Source organism: Microbacterium sp. Cr-K20, assembly GCF_000708325.1.
Taxonomy (GTDB): Bacteria; Actinomycetota; Actinomycetes; order Actinomycetales; family Microbacteriaceae; genus Microbacterium.
Genome location: NZ_JARE01000054.1, coordinates 1 through 20058 on the forward strand (window position 1 = coordinate 1; position 20058 = coordinate 20058).

Annotated in this window: 22 protein-coding genes; 12 read left to right on the forward strand and 10 right to left on the reverse strand. The window is 69.9% G+C overall.

All coding sequences use genetic code 11. The features are described 5' to 3' along the window. From yczR to GZ67_RS0113100, 3 genes are all read left to right on the forward strand, one after another. The coding region (yczR, locus tag GZ67_RS0113090) for an aminotransferase-like domain-containing protein (protein WP_029273914.1) at positions 1-1191 on the forward strand (1191 nt) is incomplete at its 5' end. Positions 1192-1201: 10 nt separating this feature from the next. Continuing rightward, entirely contained in the window at positions 1202-1696 is a 495-nt protein-coding gene (locus GZ67_RS0113095; protein ID WP_029263901.1) for a hypothetical protein, read from the forward strand. Positions 1697-1750: 54 nt separating this feature from the next. Then, positions 1751-2764: an aldo/keto reductase family protein gene (locus GZ67_RS0113100; RefSeq protein WP_029263902.1), complete on the forward strand. Its 1014-nt coding sequence runs from the start codon at positions 1751-1753 to the stop codon at positions 2762-2764. Positions 2765-2840: 76 nt separating this feature from the next. Here the strand turns inward: GZ67_RS0113100 and GZ67_RS0113105 are convergent, their stop codons facing one another. Genes GZ67_RS0113105 through GZ67_RS0113115 form a run of 3 tightly spaced genes read right to left on the reverse strand, consistent with a single transcriptional unit; the run spans position 2841 to position 5168 of the window. Next, positions 2841-3356 (reverse strand): glycine cleavage system protein R, encoded by a 516-nt coding sequence (locus GZ67_RS0113105; protein ID WP_029263903.1) that lies wholly within the window; start codon positions 3354-3356, stop codon positions 2841-2843. A gap of 23 nt (positions 3357-3379) precedes the next feature. Continuing rightward, positions 3380-4438: a PLP-dependent cysteine synthase family protein gene (locus tag GZ67_RS0113110; RefSeq protein WP_029263904.1), complete on the reverse strand. Its 1059-nt coding sequence runs from the start codon at positions 4436-4438 to the stop codon at positions 3380-3382. A gap of 52 nt (positions 4439-4490) precedes the next feature. After that, a complete protein-coding gene (locus tag GZ67_RS0113115; RefSeq protein WP_029263905.1) occupies positions 4491-5168 on the reverse strand; it encodes a FadR/GntR family transcriptional regulator in 678 nt (225 codons plus the stop codon). Between the two features lie 46 nt (positions 5169-5214). On the opposite strand from GZ67_RS0113115, the gene GZ67_RS0113120 reads away from it, so the two are divergent. Beyond that, positions 5215-6189: an amidohydrolase family protein gene (locus GZ67_RS0113120; RefSeq protein WP_029263906.1), complete on the forward strand. Its 975-nt coding sequence runs from the start codon at positions 5215-5217 to the stop codon at positions 6187-6189. A 13-nt stretch (positions 6190-6202) separates the two neighbouring features. Here GZ67_RS0113120 and GZ67_RS0113125 read toward each other — a convergent pair whose 3' ends face one another. Beyond that, a complete protein-coding gene (locus GZ67_RS0113125; RefSeq protein WP_029263907.1) occupies positions 6203-6967 on the reverse strand; it encodes an SDR family NAD(P)-dependent oxidoreductase in 765 nt (254 codons plus the stop codon). Further along, a complete protein-coding gene (locus GZ67_RS0113130) occupies positions 6949-7809 on the reverse strand; it encodes a fumarylacetoacetate hydrolase family protein (RefSeq protein WP_029263908.1) in 861 nt (286 codons plus the stop codon). The genes GZ67_RS0113125 and GZ67_RS0113130 overlap by 19 nt, the downstream gene beginning before the upstream one ends. Before the next feature lie 124 nt (positions 7810-7933). On the opposite strand from GZ67_RS0113130, the gene GZ67_RS0113135 reads away from it, so the two are divergent. Next, the gene (locus tag GZ67_RS0113135; protein ID WP_029263909.1) at positions 7934-9229 is read left to right on the forward strand and encodes an L-fuconate dehydratase; all 1296 of its coding nucleotides are present in this window, start codon (positions 7934-7936) and stop codon (positions 9227-9229) included. Positions 9230-9238: 9 nt separating this feature from the next. Here GZ67_RS0113135 and GZ67_RS0113140 read toward each other — a convergent pair whose 3' ends face one another. After that, a complete protein-coding gene (locus GZ67_RS0113140) occupies positions 9239-9775 on the reverse strand; it encodes a CGNR zinc finger domain-containing protein (RefSeq protein WP_029263910.1) in 537 nt (178 codons plus the stop codon). 39 nt (positions 9776-9814) lie between these two features. On the opposite strand from GZ67_RS0113140, the gene GZ67_RS0113145 reads away from it, so the two are divergent. The 6 genes from GZ67_RS0113145 to GZ67_RS0113170 all read left to right on the forward strand — a co-directional run bounded on the left by GZ67_RS0113145 (position 9815) and on the right by GZ67_RS0113170 (position 16810). Further along, entirely contained in the window at positions 9815-10822 is a 1008-nt protein-coding gene (locus GZ67_RS0113145; RefSeq protein WP_029263911.1) for an EamA family transporter, read from the forward strand. 37 nt (positions 10823-10859) lie between these two features. Beyond that, entirely contained in the window at positions 10860-11525 is a 666-nt protein-coding gene (locus tag GZ67_RS0113150; RefSeq protein ID WP_029263912.1) for a GntR family transcriptional regulator, read from the forward strand. 3 nt (positions 11526-11528) lie between these two features. After that, entirely contained in the window at positions 11529-13055 is a 1527-nt protein-coding gene (locus GZ67_RS0113155; RefSeq protein ID WP_029263913.1) for an MmgE/PrpD family protein, read from the forward strand. Next, a complete protein-coding gene (gene prpB / locus GZ67_RS0113160; RefSeq protein ID WP_029263914.1) occupies positions 13055-13963 on the forward strand; it encodes a methylisocitrate lyase in 909 nt (302 codons plus the stop codon). Before GZ67_RS0113155 ends, prpB begins: the two co-directional genes overlap by 1 nt. 77 nt (positions 13964-14040) lie before the next feature. Then, on the forward strand, positions 14041-15174 hold the full coding sequence (locus GZ67_RS0113165) for a bifunctional 2-methylcitrate synthase/citrate synthase (protein ID WP_029263915.1): 1134 nt from the start codon (positions 14041-14043) through the stop codon (positions 15172-15174). A gap of 154 nt (positions 15175-15328) precedes the next feature. Further along, positions 15329-16810, forward strand: coding sequence for an MFS transporter (locus GZ67_RS0113170; protein WP_029263916.1), 1482 nt, complete (start codon positions 15329-15331; stop codon positions 16808-16810). A gap of 8 nt (positions 16811-16818) precedes the next feature. On the opposite strand, the gene GZ67_RS0113175 is transcribed toward GZ67_RS0113170, so the two are convergent. From GZ67_RS0113175 to GZ67_RS19835, 3 genes are read right to left on the reverse strand one after another with little or no spacing between them, the layout of a single operon-like run. Further along, positions 16819-17322 (reverse strand): ClbS/DfsB family four-helix bundle protein, encoded by a 504-nt coding sequence (locus GZ67_RS0113175; protein ID WP_029263917.1) that lies wholly within the window; start codon positions 17320-17322, stop codon positions 16819-16821. Continuing rightward, positions 17322-17750 carry a hypothetical protein gene (locus GZ67_RS0113180; RefSeq protein ID WP_197021081.1) on the reverse strand — a complete coding sequence of 143 codons (429 nt, stop codon included), beginning with the start codon at positions 17748-17750 and terminating at the stop codon, positions 17322-17324. The genes GZ67_RS0113175 and GZ67_RS0113180 overlap by 1 nt, the downstream gene beginning before the upstream one ends. Further along, the gene (locus tag GZ67_RS19835; RefSeq protein WP_051662529.1) at positions 17678-18388 is read right to left on the reverse strand and encodes a DJ-1/PfpI family protein; all 711 of its coding nucleotides are present in this window, start codon (positions 18386-18388) and stop codon (positions 17678-17680) included. Before GZ67_RS19835 ends, GZ67_RS0113180 begins: the two co-directional genes overlap by 73 nt. Positions 18389-18481: 93 nt before the next feature. Here GZ67_RS19835 and GZ67_RS0113190 point away from each other — a divergent pair, with 93 nt between their 5' ends. Continuing rightward, complete coding sequence (locus GZ67_RS0113190; RefSeq protein WP_029263919.1) at positions 18482-19375, forward strand: LysR family transcriptional regulator; 894 nt, start codon at positions 18482-18484, stop codon at positions 19373-19375. 22 nt (positions 19376-19397) lie between these two features. Here GZ67_RS0113190 and GZ67_RS0113195 read toward each other — a convergent pair whose 3' ends face one another. Beyond that, the gene (locus GZ67_RS0113195) at positions 19398-19982 is read right to left on the reverse strand and encodes an antibiotic biosynthesis monooxygenase (RefSeq protein ID WP_029263920.1); all 585 of its coding nucleotides are present in this window, start codon (positions 19980-19982) and stop codon (positions 19398-19400) included. Positions 19983-20058: the final 76 nt, after the last annotated feature.

Sequence of the window (20058 nt, forward strand, 5' to 3'; positions counted from 1 at the left end):
CGGCGGCAGGGGAGCGGCACGCGCGTCGCCGGTGCGGCGGCATCCATCGCCCCCGTGCAGCGGCAGGGACGAGGTGAGGCGCTGTTCTCGGCCCTGCCCAATGCGATCGACCTGCTGCGGACCGTGCCGCAGATCTCCGAGCTGGGCGTGCAGCTGATCAGCGAGCACAAGCCGCGGCTCGAGCTGGCGCTGCTGCCCGAGACCGACCCGGCGGGCCTCCCCGCGCTGCGCACCCTCATCGCCGACATGTATGCCGCCGAGGGCACGCCGACGACACCCGAGCAGATCCTCGTCACGCACGGCGCGCAGCAGGCCATCAGCCTCGTCGTCAACGCGCTCGTGAGCCCCGGCGACATCGTGCTCGCCGAGGAGATCACCTGGCCGGGCGTCACCGACTCGGTCAGCCTGCGCGGTGGCACGGTGCACGGTGTCCCGATGGGTCCGGACGGACTCGACGTCGACGCGCTCGAGCAGGCGCTCGCCCGGCTGCGGCCCGTGCTCGTGGCCCTCAACCCGCACCACCAGAACCCCACGGGGTCTCGCCTCCCCGCCGCCGCGCGGCATCGCGTCGCCGAACTCGCCGCCCAGTACGGCGTGCCGGTGATCGAGGACCGCGTCGTGGCCGGCATCTCCTTCGACGGCGTGGTGCCGCCGACCCTCGCGGCCGAGCGGGCGGACGCGCCCATCATCGTCGTGGAGTCGGTGTCGAAGTGGGTGTGGGCGGGGCTGCGGATCGGGTGGTTGCGCGCCGACCCCGTGCTCGTCCGCCGCCTGCGCGGGGCCCGGCAGCTCGCCGACCAGTCCACGAGCGTGCCGGGGCAGCTGCTCGCGCTCGATCTCATCGCCCGCGCCGACGACCTCCGTCGGGCGAACAGCCGCATCCACCAGGAGCGCCTGCGGCTGTTGCAGGAGCTGATGGCCGAGCACCTGCCCGACTGGAAGGTCGAGCCGCCGCGCGGCGGGCTGTCGCTGTGGGTCCGGGTTCCCGCCGGCTCCGCCGACGCGCTCGCCCGGGTGGCCGCGACGCACGGCGTCTCGATCGCGGGGAGCGCGGCGTTCGCGGTGTCGGTGTCTCCGGACGACCACATCCGCATCCCGTTCACCGCACCGGACGATGTGCTCGCCGAGGGCATCCGTCGGCTCGGAGCGGCCTGGCGCGAGTATCGGGAGACTCTCGGGATGCCTTCCTAGGATGTCCCGCATGACACCGCTGCCGCGCCGGACACTCTGGATCTCGATCGCCGGCGTGCTCGCCATCACGGCCTACGCGGCGGTGGCCGCGGTGCAGATCCTCGTGCTCAATCCGCTCGCCGCCGTTCCCGGGCGCACGCTCGACGAGATCCGCGCCGAGATGGATGCTGCGGGCGAGATCCTGCTGTGGGAGCCGGTGGCCTTCATCCTCGGCATCGGTGTGGCGCTGGCGGTGGTGGTCGCGATCGCCTCGATCCGCGGGCGCGCACATCCGATGGTTCCCGTGATGAGCTTCCTGGCGCTGCTGATGCTCGGTGCGTTCGGCTACTTCGCCGCGTCGTTCGGCGTGGGGATGAGCCTCGCCGACACGTTCGGGATCAGCGGCGGGGACTACTCGCCCTGGGCGCGACCGCTCTATGCCGTGAGCCTCGTCGCCGGCGTCGCGCTCGTCGTCGTCCCCCTCGTGATGCTGATGCGCCGGCCGGCGGCTGTCGCTCCCGCATGATGGCGGATGCCGGCATCCAGCCCCGTCATCACACGCAGCCAGTAGCGTTGTTCCATGGTCAACTATCGCTATCTCGGCAACAGCGGTCTCAAGGTCTCGGAGATCACCTACGGCAACTGGGTCACCCACGCCTCGCAGGTCGAGGACGACGCCGCCGTCAAGACCGTGCACGCCGCACTGGATGCCGGAATCACCACCTTCGACACCGCCGACACCTACGCCAACACGGCGGCGGAGGTCGTGCTCGGCAAGGCTCTGGAGGGGCAGCGCCGCGAGGGGCTGGAGATCTTCACGAAGGTCTACTTCCCGACCGGTCCCAAGGGCCCGAACGACACCGGCCTGAGCCGCAAGCACATCTTCGAGTCGATCAACGGCTCGCTGCAGCGCCTCGGCACCGACTACGTCGACCTGTACCAGGCGCACCGCTTCGACTACGAGACCCCGCTCGAGGAGACGTTCCAGGCGTTCGCCGACGTCGTCCGTCAGGGCAAGGCCCTCTACATCGGCGTCTCCGAGTGGACGGCCGAACAGCTGCGCGAGGGGCACGCTCTCGCCACGCAGCTCGGCATCCAGCTCATCTCGAACCAGCCGCAGTACTCCATGCTGTGGCGTGTGATCGAGGGCAAGGTCGTGCCGGCCTCCGAAGAGCTCGGGATCTCGCAGATCGTCTGGTCGCCGATGGCGCAGGGCGTGCTCAGCGGCAAGTACCTGCCCGGCCAGCCGGTGCCCGAGGGCTCGCGCGCGACCGACCCGCACAGCGGCGCCGACTTCATCAAGAGCTTCCTGCAGGACGACATCCTCACCGCCGTCCAGCGCCTGAAGCCGATCGCCGAGCAGGCAGGTCTCTCGATGCCGCAGCTCGCGATCGCGTGGGTGCTGCAGAACCCGAACGTCGCGGCCGCGCTGGTCGGAGCCTCGCGTCCCGAGCAGCTCGCCGAGACGGTCAAGGCCTCGGGCGTGAAGCTCGACGCCGACACCCTGGCCGCGATCGACACGGCGCTGGGCGACACGGTCAACCGCGACGCCGAGCACACCTACTCGGTGTCGCCGAAGTCCCGCCTGGTCTGAAGCCGGACACGAGAAGGCCGCCGTTCCTCGGAACGGCGGCCTTCTCGTTGTCCGGGGGAGGTCGGCGGCTCGGCGGTCAGCCGAGGGTGATGTCGACCTGGATCTCGGCGGCGAGGCGCTCGAGGTCGTCGCGCAGCGCATCCAGATCGACGGATGCCGGCACCTTCGCCACCACCGATGCCTCGAACAGGCGGCCACCGGCCATCGCGGCATCCCGGGTCTCGGTCGCGAGCTCCTCGATGCTCAGCGCGTGCGCGCTCAGCACGGCCGAGACCTCGCGCACGATGCCGGGCCGGTCGTTGCCGAGCACCTGGATCTGGAGCAGTCGATCGTCGGCGGCATCCGCATCCGGTGTCCCGGTGAGCACGGCCAGGGTCAGCAGCCCCTGTCCCTGGAGCCCGCGCAGCGCGGAACTCAGCTCCGGTGCCCGGTCTTCGGCGACGGACACCTCGATAACGCCCGCGAACGTGCCGGCGAGCTCCGCCAGCGAGCTGTTCTCCCAGTTGCCGCCGTGCGCGTCCACGACATCGGCGACGGCGGCCACGAGGCCAGGACGGTCTGCACCCGCGACGGTGAGGATCAGAGTTGTCATGCGGCCAGCGTAGCCCGACGCCGTCACTCGCCCCAGACGCCCGATTCCAGGAACCGATCGAGCCGCGCGCGATGTGGGGCGAGGTCCCAGCCCTGCGCCGCGACCCACTCATCGGAGTAGTAGGTGCCCGCGTAGCGGACCCCGCTGTCGCAGATCAGAGTGACGACGCTGCCGGTCTCGCCCGCGGCCCGCATCCGGGCGATCAGCTGGAACGCGCCGTACAGGTTCGTGCCGGTCGAGCCGCCGGCCCAGTGCAGGGTGCGCTCGCGCAGCATCCGGATCGCGGCGATCGACCCGGCATCCGGCACCCGGATCATCTCGTCGATCACGGTGGGCACGAACGAGGCCTCGACCTGCGGCCGGCCGATGCCCTCGATGCGGCTGGGGCGCCCGGCGGGCGGGTCGACCGTGCCGGCCCAGCCGTCATAGAACGCCGAGCCCTCCGGGTCGACCACGGCGACCTTCGTCTCGTGGCGGCGGTACTTCACATACCGCCCGAACGTCGCGCTCGTGCCGCCGGTTCCGGCGCCGGTCACGATCCAGGTGGGGATCGGATGCCGCTCCTGCGCGAGCTGACTGAACACGCTCTCCGCGATGTTGTTGTTGCCCCGCCAGTCGGTCGCGCGCTCGGCGAACGTGAACTGGTCGAGGTAGTGGCCGGTGCAGTCGGACGCGAGGCGCTGCGCCTCGGGCGACATGTCTTCGGCGCGGTCGACGAAGTGGCAGGTGCCACCGTAGAACTCGATGAGATCGATCTTCTCCTGCACGGTCGAGCGCGGCACCACCGTGATGAACGGCAGCCCCAGCATGCGGGCGAAGTATGCCTCGGAGACGGCGGTCGATCCGCTCGACGACTCGACGAGCGTGGTGTCTTCCCTGATGCGGCCGTTGACCAGTCCGTAGAGCAGGAGCGAGCGCGCCAGACGGTGCTTGAGCGACCCGGTCGGGTGGACGGACTCGTCCTTGAGATACAGGTCGATGCCCCACTCGGGCGGCAGCGGGAAGAGGTGCAGGTGCGTGTCGGCACTGCGGTTCGCGTCGGCTTCCAGCAGGGCGATCGCGGTGCTGGTCCAGTCGCTCATACCCTCGAGACTATCGGCCGGTGCAGATGCCGTGCAGGGAGCGACCCCGCGCTCAGGGCGCCGTCGCGTGGCGCAGCCAGCGCTCGATGCCCGCGATGTGCGCGGTCGTCAGCGAGGTCGCCAGTGCGGGGTCGCGCTGGGCGACCGCGTCGGCGATCGCCCGGTGCTCCGACAGGGTGCGCTCGACGGCGCCGCTCTCGGTGAGTCCGCGCCAGGCGCGGGCGCGCATCGTCTGGCTGCTCAGGTGCTCGATCAGGCTCGCGAGGTACGCATTGCCCGCCATCGCCACGATCTCGCGGTGGAACCGGATGTCGTGGTCGACGAGCTCCTCGATGCTGACGGAGGCATCCACGCCCTCGACCTCGCGCTGCAGCTCGGCGATCTGCTCGTCGGTGCCCAACGTGGCGGCGAGGCCGGATGCCTGCGACTCCAGCATCCGGCGCACGGCGAAGATCTCGAGCATCGAGTCGTCATCGTGCATGTCGACGACGAACGAGATCGCCTCCAGCAGCAGGTGCGGCTCGAGACTCGTCACATAGGTGCCGTCGCCGCGCCGCACGTCGAGCACGCGGATGACCTCGAGCGCCTTGACCGCCTCGCGCATCGAGCTGCGGGAGAGGCCGAGCCGCTCGGAGAGCTCCTTCTCCGGAGGCAGTCGATCACCGGGGGTCAACTCGCCCGACACGATCATCGCCTTGATCTTCGCGATCGCGTCGTCCGTCACAGCCATGGCGTCATCCTAGCGATTGCTCCGATGTCTGCGGCAGGATGAGGGGATGCGAGTTCTCGATGCACATCTGCACCTGTGGGATCCGGAGGCGCTGACCTACACGTGGCTCGAAGGCCCGATGGCGTACCGGTTCGCCGACCTGGAACTCGAGCACGCCCGCCTGGAGCGCGCCGAGACCGAGAAGTGCGTGTTCGTGCAGGCCGGGACCGTCGACGACGACTTCCTCGATGAGGTGCTCTGGGTCGCAGGGCTCGCGCCCGCGCTCGGAGTGGTCGGCATCGTCGCCGGCATCCGCCTCGACCGGGGGACCGACACGGTCGCGCACCTCGAAGGTCTCGCGGCCGAGCCGCTCGTCGTCGGCGTGCGGCACAACCTGCAGGGCGAGCCCGACGGACTGGCGGTGTCGGCGGCCTTCGTGACCGGTGCGCGCGAGGTCGCCGCGCGCGGTCTGACCTTCGACGCGTGCGTGCGCGCCGCGCAGCTGCCGGATGTCGCCCGCCTCGCCGGAGCCATCCCGGAGCTGCGGCTCGTACTCGATCATCTGGGGAAGCCCGCCGTGGGCACGGCCGCGGCTCCGCTGGCGCCGACCCCGGAATGGGCCCGCGACCTGACCGAGCTGGCGCGGCATCCGAACACCTTCTGCAAGCTCTCGGGGCTGCCCGGCGAGGCCGGCGGGGACTGGGACGCGGCGCAGCTCATCCCCTTCCTCGATGTGGCGGCCGATGCGTTCGGGATCGAGCGGCTGATGTGGGGGAGCGACTGGCCCGTCTCGGTCATCGGACCGGCCGAGGACGACGACCCGCACGCACCGGAGGACGGCTCGCCGACCTACCAGCCCACGGCCCGCACGCGCTGGGCCGACACGGTGATCGCCTGGGCGGATGCGCGGGGCCATGACCTCGACGCGATCTTCTGGACCACCGCCGAACAGTTCTATCGCACGGATGCCCGGCCGCAGGCGCCGACCGCGGAGCCTCCGCGTCACGGCATCCGGGGCTGGTTCCGCGGCAACCGCGGGTGACGTCGCGCGGAAATCACTCCGCGCGAAGCCGCAACCGTGCCATGCCGCCGTCGACCTCGATGGACGTGCCGGTCGTCGAACCGGCGGCGGGGCTCACGAGGTAGGCGACCGCGGCGGCCACCTCATCGGGGTCGACGAGTCGCCCGTGCGGCTGGCGGGCCTCGAGCGCGGCGCGTTCGGCCGCGGGGTCGACGGCCGAATCCAGCAGGCGCCCGACCCACGGGGTGTCGGCCGTGCCGGGGTTGACCGCGTTCACTCGGATGCCCTCGCGCAGGTGGTCGGCCGCCATCGCGCGGGTCAGTGCCGAGACGGCTCCCTTCGACGCGCTGTACAGCGCCCGCTGCGGGAGTCCGGTGGTGGAGGCGATGGATGCGGTGTTGCAGACCGCCGCGGCAGGCGACTGCCGCAGCCAGGGCAGTGCGGCCGCGGTCACGCGGGCGATGCCGGTCACGTTGATCGAGAGCACCCGCGCCCACTCGTCGTCGTCGTTCGCGGCGACGTCGCCCTGCGCGCCGATCCCGGCATTGTTCACGACGATGTCGATGCGCCCGAACCGCTCGGCCACCGCCGTGACCGCCACGTCGACGCTCGTGCGATCCGAGACGTCGGCGGTGAAGGCCGCGAAGGCGGGGTCGGCGCCGGCGGTGTCGCGGTCGAGCACCGCGATGGTCGCCCCGTCGGCGTGCAGACGCTGCGCGATCGCCGCACCGATCCCGGATGCTCCGCCGGTGACGATCGCCACCAGCCCGTTCAGTGCGCTCACTTCTGTGCCTCCCATGCCACGAACTCCTGTCGCTGGCGGCCGAGGCCGTCGATCTCGATCTCGACCACGTCGCCGGGTGCGAGGTAGGGGTACTTCCCCGAGAGCGCGACGCCCTGCGGGGTGCCGGTGAGGATCAGGTCGCCCGGCTCGAGCGTCACGTACTGCGACAGGTGGTGCACGATGTGCTCGACCGTGAAGATCATGTCGCTCGTGTTCGAGTCCTGCCGCGGCTCGCCGTTCACGAAGCTGCGCAGTCCGAGCGCGTGGTGGTCGACCTCGTCGGGAGTGACGAGCCACGGGCCGGTGGGGTTGAATCCCGGGGCGATCTTGCCCTTGGACCACTGCCCGCCCGACACCTCGATCTGGAACGCCCGCTCCGAGACGTCGTTCGCGGCGACGAAGCCGGCCACGTGGGCGAGCGACTCCTCGGGGGAGTCGAGGTAGGCCGCGCGAGCGCCGATCACGATGCCGAGCTCGACCTCCCAGTCGGTCTTCTCGCTGCCGCGGGGGATCGTCACCGCGTCGTCGGGTCCGACCACCGTGTTGGGCGTCTTCAGGAAGAGGATGGGGATGGTCGGCGGCTCCGAACCCGACTCGGCCGCGTGGGCGGCGTAGTTCATGCCGATGCAGATCACGGCGCTCGGACGGGCGATCGGTGCGCCGATGCGCATCGCCGCGGCATCCGCGAGTTCCGGAAGCTCCCCGGCATCGCGGGCCGCCGAGACCCTGGCGACGAAGTCGCTCTCGAGGAAGTCGCCGTTCACATCGGATGTCAGAGAGCGGAGGTCGAGGTAGTGGTCACCCTCCACGAGGACGGGGATCTCCGTGCCGGGGGTGCCGAGCCGCGCGAACTTCATGATTCTCCTGATCGGTGGGGAGGCCACGACGCTGCGGCCCATCTCGTTGACAGTATAGACATCGGATGTTTACACTCCAAGGTATCCGCACGGAAGAGATCCGCCGTGCACGGAGAGGACCCCCGTGACCCGTATCGTCGCCCTCGACACCACCGACATCCGCTTCCCGACGTCGTTGAGCCTGGATGGTTCGGACGCGATGAACCCCGACCCCGACTACTCCGCCGCGTACGTGATCGTGCGCACGGACGCCGAGGACGGCATCGAGGGCCACGCGTTCGTCTTCACGATCGGGCGGGGCAACGACGTGCAGGTCGCCGGGATCGACGCGCTCGCGGACCACCTCGTCGGCCGCGAGCTCGAACCCCTGCTCGACGACATGGGCGGCACTTACCGGGCGATCATCGGCGACTCGCAGCTGCGGTGGCTCGGCCCCGAGAAGGGCGTCATGCACATGGCCATCGGCGCCGTCATCAACGCCCTGTGGGACATCAAGGCCAAGCGCGCGGGGCTGCCCCTCTGGCAGCTGCTCGCCCGCATGACCCCGGAAGAACTCGTCGACCTCGTCGACTTCCGCTACCTCACGAACGCCCTCACCCGCGAGGACGCCCTCGACATCCTGCGTGCCGTCGAGCAGGGGCGTGCCGAACGGGAAGAGCAGCTGCTCGCCACCGGGTACCCGGCCTACACGACGAGTCCCGGTTGGCTCGGATACTCCGACGAGAAGCTCGAGCGGCTCGCCCGCGAGGCCATGGCCGACGGCTTCACGCAGATCAAGCTCAAGGTCGGCGCCGACCTGCAGGACGACATCCGCCGCTTCCGCAAAGCCCGCGAGGTGTGCGGACCGGACTTCCCGATCGCGATCGACGCGAATCAGCGCTGGGAGGTGTCGGAGGCGATCGAGTGGGTGAATGCGCTCGCCGAGTTCCACCCCGCGTGGATCGAGGAGCCGACCAGCCCCGATGACGTGCTCGGGCACGCCGAGATCGCGCGCGGCGTGGCACCGATCCGCGTCGCCACCGGCGAGCACGCCCAGAACCGTGTCATCTTCAAGCAACTGCTGCAGGCGGATGCCATCTCCGTCATGCAGATCGATGCCGTGCGCGTCGGCGGCGTCAACGAGAACATCGCCAACCTGCTGCTCGCCGCCAAATTCGGCGTGCCGGTGTGCCCGCACGCGGGTGGGGTGGGGCTGTGCGAAGCGGTGCAGCACCTGTCGATGTTCGACTTCGTCGCGGTCACCGGCACCCGTGAGGGCCGCATGATCGAGTTCGTCGACCACCTGCACGAGCACTTCGTCGTGCCGACCGACATCCGCGGTGGCTCCTACATGGCGCCGACGGCGCCCGGGAACGGCATGGAGATGAAGGCCGACACCATTACGGCCTACACCTGGCGGGGTGCGCACGTCGGTGCCTGAGTTCGCGCGTCAGTCCACGGCCCGGCGCGCGCGATAGGCGGCGACGGCGTTGCGGTTCGCGCAGGTCGTCGAGCAGTAGCGCTTCGAGCGGTTGCGGGAGAGATCCAGGGCGATCGCCAGGCAGGTGTCGTCCGCACACACGGAGAGGCGCGAGCCCTCCTCGGCGCGGATGACGTCGATCAGCGCCATCGCGGTCTCGATCAGCACGCGCTCCGCCAGCGGATGCTCGTCGGCCACGGCATGGAGGTGCCAATCGACCCCGTCGTGGCGGAGCAGTCGCGGGGTGAGGCGGGACTCGGCGAGGGCGGCGTTGACGAGTTCGGCCATCTCGTCGCGCGGCGCCAGCAGCATGGATCGCAGACGCGGGCGCAGGCGGCGCAGGGAGGCGAGCTCGTCCTCATCGCGGTCGAGTCGTCCGGTGTAGGGGAACTCGCGGAGGAAGGCGCGCTCGTCGTCGAGGTCGACCAGCGTGTCCGGATCCTCGGCCGAGTTCACGAGCCAGACGGCGGCGCGGAGGCCCTCTTGGGTGTCATCGGTGAAGATCACGTTGACATCTTACAGCGCGCGCGAGTAGCGTCATCGATCATGAGCAGGGTGAGTGATGACAGCGTGGCGGTCGCGTCCGCACGCGGTGTGCGTCTGGGGTTGCCGCTCGCCATCGCGGCCGCGCTGTCGTTCGGCATGTCCGGCGCGTGGGCGCGCGGGCTCATCGACGCGGGGTGGACGCCGGGGGCCGCGGTCACCGCGCGCATCTGGGTGGCGGCCCTCGTGCTGCTCATCCCCACGATCCTGTCGCTGCGCGGGCGGTGGGGTCTCCTTCGCCGCAACGCCGGCATGATCCTCGCCTACGGACTGCTCGCCGTCACCGCGACCCAGCTCTTCTACTTCCAGGCCGTCGCCGTCATGGATGTGGGGCTGGCGCTGCTCATCGAGTACACGGCACCGGTCGCGGTGCTGCTGTGGCTGTGGCTGCGCCGGGGGGAGCGGCCGACGCGCCGCAGCATCATCGGGGCGATCATCGCCATCGTCGGGCTGGTGCTCATGCTCGACATCCTCACGGGGGCCGATGTCGACGTGGCCGGCATCCTGTGGGCGCTCGGAGCCATGGTCGGGGCGGCGACGTACTTCGTGCTCTCGGCCAGAGTCGACACCGGCCTGCCGCCGCTCGCGCTCGCCGGCAGCGGGCTGCTGATCGGTGCACTCGGTCTCACGGCGGCCGGGGCGATCGGCGTCCTGCCGATCGCGTGGACGACCGACGACATCGCCTACCGTTTCGGCAGTGTGCCCTGGTTCGTCCCCGTGCTGGCGATCGGTGTCGTGGCGACGGCCCTCGCGTACCTGCTCGGCATCGCCTCGACGCGGATGCTGGGTTCGCGGCTCGCCTCCTTCGTCGCGCTCGCCGAGGTGGTCGCCGCGCTCCTGTTCGGCTGGCTGCTGCTCGGCCAGCTTCCCGATCTGCTGCAGGGGCTCGGCGGAGTGCTCGTTCTCGTGGGGGTCGTCGTGGTCAAGCTGGGGGAGCCCGTCGCTCCGGAGTTCGTGGAGCCGGTGCCCGCCCCCGGGAATGTATACGGGAAGCCCGTAGAAAAAGACTGAGAGGCCCGTCCCGCTCCTTTATGTATACACTGAGGGCATGCCCCCTGTTGTCGAGCGCTTCTCCGCGAGTGATCGCGCGTACACGGCCCTGCTCGACGACATCCAGTCGGGTGCTCTTCCGGCCGGCTTCGTTCTCGGGGAGGTCGAGCAGGCCGAGCGTCTCGGTGTGAGTCGCACTCCGATGCGGGAGGCGCTGCGCCGACTGGCCGGCGACGGTCTCGTCGTCCAGCAGTCGCCGCGCGTGACCGTGGTCGCCGACCTGGATGCCGACGACATCCGCTCGCTGTTCGAGATCCGCCGCGCGCTGGAGGAGAGCTCCGCCCGGCTCGCCGCCGTGCGGGGGGACGCCGGTCTGTTCGCCGAGCTCGCCGCGGAGTTCGCGCACGTCGACCTCACCGGTCCCGCAGGCCGTGACGCCTACTACGCGCTGATCGCCCGGTTCGACGGTGCCCTCGATGCGGCCGTCGCGAACGACTACATCGCCTCGGCCCTGCGCACCGTGCGCACGCACCTCGTGCGCGTGCGCCGGATGGCCCGCGACAAGCCCGCCCGACTCGCGGCATCCGCCGCCGAGCACCGCACGATCGCCGAGGCGCTCGCCGCCCGCGACGGCGACCTCGCCGCCCATGCCACCCACGTGCACCTGCACAACGCCCTCACCGGCATCCTCGACTCTCTCGACTCCAGCACCAGCGAAGGATAAGAAATGACCGTCACCCATCACGTCCGTGTGCACCGCAGCGACGAGAACCTCGCGCGCGAAGATCAGCTCGCCTGGAAGATCGCCGAGGTCGCCGCCGACCGGGTCGAGGTCGAGCAGGACGTCGTCGACATGATCATCAACCGCATCATCGACAATGCCTCGGTGGCCGCGGCCTCCCTCACCCGCGCGCCGATCAACGCCGCCCGCGCGCAGGCGTTCAGCCACCCCGTCTCCACCGGCGGCGTCGGAGCGAACCTGTTCGGTGCGGCGCTCGACCACCGCACCAGCCCCGAGTGGGCGGCCTGGGCGAACGGCGTGGCCGTGCGCGAACTCGACTACCACGACACGTTCCTCGCGGCGGAGTACTCGCACCCCGGCGATAACATCCCGCCGATCCTCGCGGTCGCCCAGCACACCGGCAAGGACGGTCGGGCGCTCGTGCGCGGCATCGCGACCGGCTACGAGATCCAGATGGACCTCGTGCGCGCGATCTGCCTGCACAAGCACAAGATCGACCACGTCGCCCACCTCGGCCCGTCGGCGGCCGCCGGCATCGGCACCCTGCTCGGGCTCGACGTCGAGACGATCTACCAGGCTGTGGGCCAGGGTCTGCACACGACGACCGCCACTCGGCAGAGCCGCAAGGGCGAGATCTCCACCTGGAAGGCGCACGCCCCGGCCTTCGCGGGCAAGATGGCCGTCGAGGCGGTCGACCGGGCCATGCGCGGGCAGACCAGCCCCGCGCCGATCTACGAGGGCGAAGACGGTGTGATCGCGTGGATGCTCGACGGCAAGGACGCGTCCTACGACGTGCCGCTGCCCGCCGCGGGCGAGCCCAAGCGCGCGATCCTCGACTCGTACACGAAGGAGCACTCGGCCGAGTATCAGGCGCAGGCGCTCATCGACCTCGCCCGCAAGCTCGGGATCGAGAACCCGGCGCTGCGTGACCCCGCGAACATCGACTCGATCGTCATCCACACCAGCCACCACACGCACAACGTGATCGGCTCCGGCGCGAACGACCCGCAGAAGTACGACCCGACCGCATCGCGCGAGACCCTCGACCACTCGGTGCCCTACATCTTCGCGGTCGCGCTGCAGGACGGCGGCTGGCACCACGTCGACTCCTACGCCCCCGAGCGTGCGGGCCGCGCCGACACGGTCGCGCTGTGGCACAAGATCACCACGGCGGAGGACGCCGAGTGGACCCGCCGCTACCACTCCGAGGACCCGGCCGAGAAGGCCTTCGGCGGTCGCGTCGAGATCCGCCTGACCGACGGCTCGACCGTGGTCGACGAGATCGCCGTGGCCGACGCGCATCCGCTGGGCGCCCGTCCGTTCGCGCGCGAGAACTACATCGCCAAGTTCCGTCTGCTCGCCGAGCCCGTGTTGGAGCCGGCCGAGATCGAGCGGTTCCTCTCCCTCGTGCAGCGCCTGCCCGAGCTCACGGCCGCCGAGGTCGGCGAGCTGTCGATCGTCGCGAAGCCCGGGCTGCTCGAGGCTGCCCCGGCGCCTGCGGGACTCTTCTGATGCTGTACTCCACCGTCACGCCCGCCGAGAAGCGGCGGCTGTTCCGGGAGCGGCTGGCGAGCGGCGAACTGCTGCGCTTCCCCGGAGCCTTCAACCCGCTGAGCGCCCGGCTGATCGAGCAGAAGGGCTTCGACGGGGTCTACATCTCCGGCGCCGTGCTCTCCGCCGACCTGGGGCTGCCCGACATCGGCCTCACGACGCTGACCGAGGTCGCCGGACGGGCGAAGCAGATCGCCCGCATGACCGACCTCCCCGCGATCGTCGACGCCGACACCGGCTTCGGCGAGCCGATGAACGTCGCCCGCACGATCCAGGAGCTCGAAGACGCGGGCCTCGCCGGCACGCACATCGAAGACCAGATCAATCCGAAGCGGTGCGGACACCTCGACGGCAAGGCCGTCGTCGACGAGAACACCGCGATCAAGCGCATCCGGGCTGCCGCCGACGCCCGCCGCGACGAGAACTTCCTCATCATGGCGCGCACCGACATCCGCGCGATCGAGGGGCTGGATGCCGCGATCGATCGGGCCAAGGCGCTGGCGGATGCCGGTGCCGACGCGATCTTCCCCGAGGCGATGCGCACGCTCGCCGAGTTCGAGGCGATGGCCGAGGCGCTCGACGTGCCGATCCTTGCGAACATGACCGAGTTCGGCAAGAGCGAGCTGTTCTCCACCGACCAGCTGCGTGATGCCGGCGTCAACCTGGTCATCTGGCCGGTGTCGCTGCTGCGCATCTCGATGGGGGCCGCCGGTCGTGCTCTCGATACGCTGAACGACGAGGGGCACCTGACCTCGAAGCTCGGCGAGATGCAGCACCGCGCCGATCTCTACGATCTGATCGACTACGAGTCGTACAACCATTTCGACTCCGGCGTCTTCAACTTCACAGTCGACAACACCGGTCGCTGAGCGCAGCGAAGCGGACATCCGACCCGGTTGCTGAGCGAGGAGCGAAGCGACGAGTCGAAGTACACGAAGGAGTGACCATGACCGAGCCGGACATCAAGAAGGGCCTCGCGGGGGTCGTCGTCGACACGACCGCGATCTCGAAGGTCAACCCCGAGACGAACAGCCTGCTGTACCGCGGATATCCCGTGCAGGAGCTGGCCGACACGCAGCCGTTCGAGGCCGTCGCCTACCTCCTGTGGAACGGCGAGCTGCCGACGCCCGAAGAGCTCGCCGCGTTCCGTCTCGAAGAGCGGAAGCACCGCGCGCTCGCCGACAACGTCAAGGCCGCGATCGACCTCGTGCCGCTCGACGCCCACCCGATGGACGAGGTCCGCACCGCGGTCAGCCTGATCGGCGCCTCCGACCCCGGTGCGGGCGGTTCGGTGCTCGACGCCGGTGGCAGCCCGGAGCAGAACCTCGAGCGCAGCATCCGCCTGTTCGCAGCACTGCCCGCGATCGTCGCCTACGGTCAGCGTCGCCGTCGCGGGCAGGAGATCATCGCCCCGCGTGACGACCTCGACTACTCCGCGAACTTCCTCTGGATGACGTTCGGCGAGGAGGCGGACGGCGTCGTGGTCGACGCGTTCAACCGCTCGATGATCCTGTACGCCGAGCACTCCTTCAACGCCTCGACGTTCACCGCGCGCGTCATCACCTCGACCCTGAGCGACATCTACTCGGCTGTGGTCGGCGCGATCGGCGCCCTCAAGGGACCGCTGCACGGTGGGGCCAACGAGGCCGTGCTGCACATCTTCGACGACATCGGCACGGCCGAGAACGTCGTGCCCTGGCTCGACAAGGCGCTCTCCGAGAAGCGCAAGATCATGGGCTTCGGGCACCGCGTGTACAAGAAGGGCGACTCCCGGGTGCCGACCATGAAGGCAGCGCTCGACACGCTCGTGGAGCACTACGACCGCCCCGAGGTCGCCGCCCTCTACGACACTCTCGAGTCGGAGTTCGTCGCCCGCAAGGGCATCTACCCGAACCTCGACTACCCGTCGGGTCCGGCGTACAACCTGATCGGCTTCGACACCCTGACCTTCACGCCGCTCTTCGTGGCGGCGCGGGTGACGGGGTGGACCGCGCACGTGATCGAGCAGGCCGGATCGAACGCGCTGATCCGTCCGCTGTCGTACTACGACGGCCCCGACGAGCGGCACATCGAGAGCTGAACCTGATCGACCGAAGGCCCCGATGTGTGACCGCATCGGGGCCTTTCGCCGTGCCTAGCGCGGGGGGATCCCTGCGGTCAAGGCCGTGCAGCGAATTCTCGCCCGGAGTAAGACAGATGCCGGGGCGATTTCGCCCGCGTACGAAGGAGGGTCCATGTCCGCATCCGACGCCACCGTCAAGGAGGTCAGGTCGCTCGTTCCGGCACGCATGGACCGACTGCCCTGGTCGCGATTCCACTGGATGATCGTCGTCGGACTCGGGTTCTCCTGGATCCTCGACGGGCTCGAGGTGCAGATCGTCGCCGCGAACGGTTACGCCGCGACTCTGGGCATGGGGCCGGCCGAGGTGGGCTTGGCGGGTACCTGCTACCTGTTGGGTCAGGTGTTCGGTGCGCTGGTGTTCGGACGCCTCGCTGACCGACTCGGCCGCAAGAACCTCTTCCTCGTGTCGCTCGCGGTGTATCTGATCGGGTCGGCGGTCGCCGGTCTCTCGTTCGCGCCGTGGTTCTTCTACATCTGGCGATTCGTGGCGGGCGCGGGCATCGGCGGCGAGTACGCGGCGATCAACTCGGCCATCGACGAGATCATCCCGGCGAAGTACCGCGGACGCGTCGACATCGCGATCAACGGCACCTACTGGGGCGGTGCGGCCCTCGGTGCCGTGGCGAACATGTTCTTCCTCAACACCGACATCCTCCCCGCCGACCTCGGCTGGCGGCTCAGCTTCTTCGTCGGACCGGTGCTCGGCATCCTCATCATCTGGCTGCGCCGGCACATCCCGGAGAGCCCGCGCTGGCAGATGACGCACGGGCGCGAGGACGAGGCGGAACGCAACGTCGACGAGATCGAGGACCGCATCCGCAAGGAGGGCAAGACGATCGACCCGGTCGACGAGAGCAAGGCGATCACGGTCAAGGAGTACGGCAGCGTCCCGTTCCTCGTGATCGCGAAGGTGCTGTTCAAGAAGTACCCGCGGCGCACCCTCGTCGGCATCACGATGATGGTGACCCAGTCGTTCCTCTACAACGCGATCTTCTTCACCTACGCCCTCGTGCTGGAGAACTTCTACGACACCCCGCCGGCCTCCGCCTCGCAGTACTTCATCGTGTTCGCGGTCGGAAACCTGGCCGGCGCGCTCATCCTCGGGCACTTCTTCGACACCTGGGGCCGACGGCGGATGCTGTTCTCGACGTACGTGCTTGCGGGCCTGATCCTCCTCGTCAGCGCGTTCCTGTTCAACGCGGGCGTGCTGAACGCGGCCACGCACACGGCGTTCTGGTGCGCGTCGTTCTTCTTCGCCTCGGCTGGCGCGTCGGCGGCATACCTGACGGTGAGCGAGATCTTCCCGCTCGAGCTGCGCAGCCAGGTGATCTCGTACGTCTTCTCGATCGGGCAGCTCGTCGGGGCCATCGCTCCGGTGCTCTACGGGTCGCTCATCGGTGCGAGTGCCGAGTCGGGCGACCGCGGCCCGCTGTTCTGGGGGTACGTGCTCGGGGCGGCGATCATGATGTTCGGCGGCGTCGTCTGCGGCATCTTCGGGGTGAGCGCTGCGGGCAAGTCGCTGGAGGACATCGCGGATCCGCTCTCGCTCGTGGAGTCGGCCGACGAGGGGGGCTCGCCGGGAAAGGGGAGCTGAGCCCGCGCTCAGAGCGTCCGGAGCCAGCGGCGGATGCGGCCGCGGGCGTTCCGGTAGGGCGATGAGGTGTTGAGCGAGATCATGCGACCCATCGTCCAGGTGCGATACCACGGGGCGCTGTAGAGCTCCTCGTCCGAGCGACTCAAGACGAGGGCTTCGATCCGCTGCTCTGCGTCGTCGAGGTGTGCGCGCAACTCTGCCCAGGACTCGCCCTCGTGGTCGCGGTAGAAGCGCTGAGCCAAGGCGCCGAGGTCACTCCAGCCGAAGTCGACGGCCGGTAGCTCGTCGGGGAGCCCGGCGGTGCGACGCTCATGCCAGGTGAGGACCTGCTCGTTCCAACCGATCAGGTACGCGAGAAGGTCGGCCGGACTCATCATGGTGTCCTTGACGTGACCGGGCAGCGCGAGTTCGCGGGCGGAGTCCGTCGGCACCCGATCGAGGTCGGCGCGCAGGCGGGCATACTCCGTCCGGATCGCGGTGAGCAGCTCGTCCTTCGACGCGGGTACCGCCATCAGTGGTCCCTGATGTCGCGCGCGAACAACGGTCGAGGCCGAGCGCCCAGTGCCAGCACGGCGAGCACGGTCTGGACGAGGCCGGTCGCGAAGAAGATGCCGTGCAGCGGCGACCACTCGAGGAGCACCGCGATCTCCACGAAGATCCAGATCATCATGGTGAGGCCGGCGGCGGCGTGCAGCCCCCACGCGAGAGCGAATCGTCCGAACTGCGCGACGAGAGCCAGTGCCTGCATTCCGCCGACGACGATACCCAGGATGATCCCCGGCCAGACGTAGGAGTGGAAGACGCTGCCCTCGAGCCACTCCGGCGGCAGCCCCATTCCTCCGCCGACCGTCAGCCCGACCATTCCGATCAGTGCGGACACGAGGTTGATCGCCGCGACTGCGGCGAGAGCGACGCGGAGGGCGCGGGGGGTCGATCGCATGCGCTCACCGTACCGGCAGGCCTCGCCGTGTGCGGGAGGAGCGGGCGTGGAAAACGGTCGGAACCGGCGCCGCGCAGGTCGCGGCGCCGGTTTCGATCAGGCGAGTGCGGCGACGAGCGCCAGAGCCGCGGATGCCGAGGACTGCGGGTTCTGGCCGGTGATGAGGAGCCCGTCGACCACGGTGTGATCGCTCCACGGCGAGGCGATTCCCCTGCCGCCGTACGCGCCGGGAGCAGAGCCGCGAGACCGTGGCAGACGGCTGCGAGCGGGCGTCCGGCGGCGAGCGTCGCGGTGATCAGCGCGGCGGAGTCCTCGTCGATCGCGAGGTCCTGCATCGGACCGTGGCCGCCGGGGTAGTAGACGGCGTCGTAGGCGGAGGGATCGATGTCGGCCAGCACCAGAGGGGTGGCGAGCCCGTCGATCGCGGCGATCGACTCGGCGTCGCCTTCGGTGAGGCTCCCGGCGTCGGCGACCGGAGCGACGCCACCGGGGGTTGCGAACGAGACGGAGTGGCCCGCATCGCGAAGTGCGCGGTAGGGGGTGAGCAGTTCCTCGGCCCAGTAGCCGGTCGGGTGCTCGGTGCCGTCCGTGAGGGTCCAGGTGCGGGCGCCGGTGACGACGAAGAGAACTGAGGACATGCGTGCTCCAGAGGGTCGGACGGCGGATGCCGTGGGATGCGGATACGGGGGACAACCGCCCCTCATCGTCACCGATTCCGATACATTCTCGATATGACCGATCGGAATGACGATGGCTTGCGCGATCTCGCGCTCTGGCGGACGTTCCTCGCCGCACACCGGTCCGGGTCGGTTTCTGCGGCAGCCCGGACGCTGGGGCTCGCGCAGTCATCCGTCACGACCCAGTTGCAGGCGCTGGAGCGCAGCGTGGGTGCACCGCTGTTCGTCCGGCACGCCAGGGGCATCCGTTCCACGCCGCGAGCGGATGACCTGGCCGCGCGCCTCTCGGGCCCCCTCGACGCGCTCGCGCTGGCGCTCGGGAACCCGCCACCCGCAGAGGCGCCGCCGGTGCGCATCGGCGGGGCGGCGGAGTTCATCGAACGCGTGGGGATGCGGGCGCTGGCATCGATGGTCGCCGACGGTCGGCGGATCGCGGTGACGACGGGGCTGGCGGACGAGCTGCTCGAGCACCTGCGCACCGGCAGCCTCGACCTCGTGGTCTCCGCCGTCCGCCCGAAGGGGCGCGCACTTCCGGCTGCCGCTCTCGTCGATGAGGAGTTCGTCCTCGTCGCCGCGCCGTCCCTCGGGCTCGCGCCCCGGGCCGCGATCGCGCCGAGCGACCTCGAGTCCGTCCCGCTTCTCGCCTACGCGCACGATGTACCGATCCTGCGGCGGTACTGGCGGCACGTGTTCGGCGTGCGGCTCGACCGAGAACCGGCGCTGATCGTTCCCGACCTGCGGGCGCTCGCCGCGGCAGCCGTCGCTGGCGCGGGGGCGACCGTGCTGCCGACCTACCTGATCAGCGAGGAGCTCGCCGACGGGCGGCTGGTCGTGCTGCGAGAGACCGACGATCCGCCGATCAACACGCTCTATGTGGTGCGCCGACCCGGTCCCCTCACCGATGCCGTCGCCGAGATCGATCGGGCGCTTCGAGCCGCCGTCGCCTGATTGCCGGGCGCCAGGGAGGGCTTCAGCGCGCGAGCCAGTTCCGCAGCGAACGGGTGACGAAGGGGAGTACCCAGTAGGCCATGATCGGCGTCAGCACGAGGGTCGTGACGAGCACGCGCAGCCAGATCGGCAGCTCGTTCCATCCGGGAACGGGGCTCATCGCGTAGGTGAACGCGAGGTTCACCGGGAAGAACCCGAGCCAGATCGAGGTCGCCTGCTTCCACCGCGGGGGAGCGGGGGCGACGGTGACCGTCTCGGTGGTGCCGTCGGCTGTGGGGAGCGTGATGGTCCCGGTGGTCGGCTCGTCGAACCAGCCTTCGATCCCGGTGCGCCGCTTGGAGCGCTCGCTGCGCACGAAGCCCTCGCCCATCGAGAGCCACCAGGCCCGCTCGGCCGACTGCTCCCACGCGGTGAGCGAGTCCTCGCTCGCGAAGCGGTACAGCATGTGCCACACCTGCGAATCCTCGCCGGCACGCACCCAGCCCGATCCGAGGAAGCCCGGATACTTCGTCGCGAGGTTTACGCCCGTCTGCACCCAGGCGGTCGCCTCGACGATGCGCTCGGGGTCGACTTCGCGGCGGATGGACACGGTGAGGGGTTCGGACATGGTGCGGTCCTCGGGGAACGGGCGGCCGGGGTCGGGACGCCGAAGCGGATGCGCCAGGGGTGGCAGCGCATCGTCG

Bases quoted from the DNA above. Each gene is read 5' to 3' on its own strand.
- GZ67_RS0113120 (WP_029263906.1), top strand. From the start codon at position 5,215: ATGCGAGTTCTCGATGCACATCTGCACCTGTGGGATCCGGAGGCGCTG.
- GZ67_RS0113155 (WP_029263913.1), top strand. From the start codon at position 11,529: ATGACCGTCACCCATCACGTCCGTGTGCACCGCAGCGACGAGAACCTC.
- GZ67_RS0113150 (WP_029263912.1), top strand. From the start codon at position 10,860: ATGCCCCCTGTTGTCGAGCGCTTCTCCGCGAGTGATCGCGCGTACACG.
- GZ67_RS0113115 (WP_029263905.1), bottom strand. From the start codon at position 5,168: ATGGCTGTGACGGACGACGCGATCGCGAAGATCAAGGCGATGATCGTG.
- prpB (WP_029263914.1), top strand. From the start codon at position 13,055: ATGCTGTACTCCACCGTCACGCCCGCCGAGAAGCGGCGGCTGTTCCGG.
- GZ67_RS0113100 (WP_029263902.1), top strand. From the start codon at position 1,751: ATGGTCAACTATCGCTATCTCGGCAACAGCGGTCTCAAGGTCTCGGAG.
- GZ67_RS0113175 (WP_029263917.1), bottom strand. From the start codon at position 17,322: ATGGCGGTACCCGCGTCGAAGGACGAGCTGCTCACCGCGATCCGGACG.
- GZ67_RS0113180 (WP_197021081.1), bottom strand. From the start codon at position 17,750: ATGCGATCGACCCCCCGCGCCCTCCGCGTCGCTCTCGCCGCAGTCGCG.
- GZ67_RS0113165 (WP_029263915.1), top strand. From the start codon at position 14,041: ATGACCGAGCCGGACATCAAGAAGGGCCTCGCGGGGGTCGTCGTCGAC.
- GZ67_RS0113170 (WP_029263916.1), top strand. From the start codon at position 15,329: ATGTCCGCATCCGACGCCACCGTCAAGGAGGTCAGGTCGCTCGTTCCG.
- GZ67_RS0113125 (WP_029263907.1), bottom strand. From the start codon at position 6,967: ATGGGAGGCACAGAAGTGAGCGCACTGAACGGGCTGGTGGCGATCGTC.
- GZ67_RS0113145 (WP_029263911.1), top strand. From the start codon at position 9,815: ATGAGCAGGGTGAGTGATGACAGCGTGGCGGTCGCGTCCGCACGCGGT.
- GZ67_RS0113110 (WP_029263904.1), bottom strand. From the start codon at position 4,438: ATGAGCGACTGGACCAGCACCGCGATCGCCCTGCTGGAAGCCGACGCG.
- GZ67_RS0113190 (WP_029263919.1), top strand. From the start codon at position 18,482: ATGACCGATCGGAATGACGATGGCTTGCGCGATCTCGCGCTCTGGCGG.
- GZ67_RS19835 (WP_051662529.1), bottom strand. From the start codon at position 18,388: ATGTCCTCAGTTCTCTTCGTCGTCACCGGCGCCCGCACCTGGACCCTC.
- GZ67_RS0113095 (WP_029263901.1), top strand. From the start codon at position 1,202: ATGACACCGCTGCCGCGCCGGACACTCTGGATCTCGATCGCCGGCGTG.
- GZ67_RS0113105 (WP_029263903.1), bottom strand. From the start codon at position 3,356: ATGACAACTCTGATCCTCACCGTCGCGGGTGCAGACCGTCCTGGCCTC.
- GZ67_RS0113195 (WP_029263920.1), bottom strand. From the start codon at position 19,982: ATGTCCGAACCCCTCACCGTGTCCATCCGCCGCGAAGTCGACCCCGAG.
- GZ67_RS0113130 (WP_029263908.1), bottom strand. From the start codon at position 7,809: ATGAAGTTCGCGCGGCTCGGCACCCCCGGCACGGAGATCCCCGTCCTC.